Below are 1200 nucleotides of genomic sequence, written 5' to 3' on the forward strand. Positions count from 1 at the left end.
AGCTATCACTACATGAAACAGAGTGAGCTTCCGCAGGGCGCTAAGGCTATCAACCTTGCGATTGAGTTTAAGCCCTCTGTTTCACCTTTCACGCCAGCATTAACATTGAACGGTTACCTAGAGCACTGACTCTGAATGTACAAGCGGAACGGGCGTGACGGCTTCAGTGAAAGGGGGACATTATGTATTACGTCGGCATTGATATCAGTAAACGTTTCATCGATGTGTGCTTATTGGTTGATGGCATTAAAGGTAAACGGAAGACGAAAGTGTTACCCAATGACCCCAACTCAGCACAGGCCTTGGCTCAATGGTTAATCCTGCAAAAATGTGACCCGAGTCAGGCTCATATCATCATGGAAGCCACTGGGGTTTATCACGAACACCTCGCTGATGGCCTTCATCAGTCGGACATTCTTGTCTCCGTGATAAACCCTCATCGGGTGCGTGAATTCGCCAAAGGAATGGGGATATTGACGAAGACGGATAAAGTGGATGCCTATGTTCTGGCGTGCTATGGCTGCCTGAAACAACCAGAAAACTGGCTCCCGCCTTCGCAAGAAATAAGGAAACTCAAAGCCTTGTTACAGCACAGGGATAGTCTGCTGAATGATAAACAACGCATAGAAAATCGACTGAGCACGTTAAAATCCACCACGGCCCCGGAAGAAATCCTGACCTCGCTGGAGTCGATTGAACAAAACTTAAAGGATGAGCTGGCAAGGATTGAACGCCTGATAGCGGAGCATATAGATAAGCATCCCAGGCTAAAAAACGACCTGAAACTGCTGAAATCGATTGATGGAGTGGGAGAGCAAATCGGGTGGAATATGTTAGCCATCATCCGGGGCAATAACTTCAGGAGCGCGGAACAGGTGGCGGCATACCTGGGCGTTATCCCGGTTGAACGTCGTTCAGGCACCTCGGTGTGTGGCAGGGCCAGACTGTCGAAAATAGGGCCGCCGGGTATCCGGGCAAAACTGTATATGGGAGCCATAGCGGCTATCAGTTGGAACAGTCATGTGAGAGCCCTCTATGAAAGACTGCGGCTAAAAGGAAAAGCGAAGATGGTGGCGATAGGAGCGGCGATGAGGAAACTGGTCCATCTGTGTTATGGCGTGCTGCATACGCAGCAGCCCTATGATAAAAATCATGGGGTGGTAGCCGGTTAGAGGACTTGACTAACAACACGGTTACTCA

At 49.4% G+C, this 1200-nt stretch carries 1 protein-coding gene; it reads left to right on the forward strand.

Annotated elements, in window-relative coordinates; translation table 11 throughout:
• The first annotated feature begins 182 nt into the window (after positions 1-182).
• Complete coding sequence (locus ACIPUG_RS21410) at positions 183-1172, forward strand: IS110 family transposase (protein WP_075277924.1); 990 nt, start codon at positions 183-185, stop codon at positions 1170-1172.
• Positions 1173-1200: the final 28 nt, after the last annotated feature.

The sequence above is a fragment of the Pectobacterium sp. CHL-2024 genome, from assembly GCF_044751765.1.
Lineage (GTDB): Bacteria > Pseudomonadota > Gammaproteobacteria > Enterobacterales > Enterobacteriaceae > Pectobacterium > Pectobacterium brasiliense.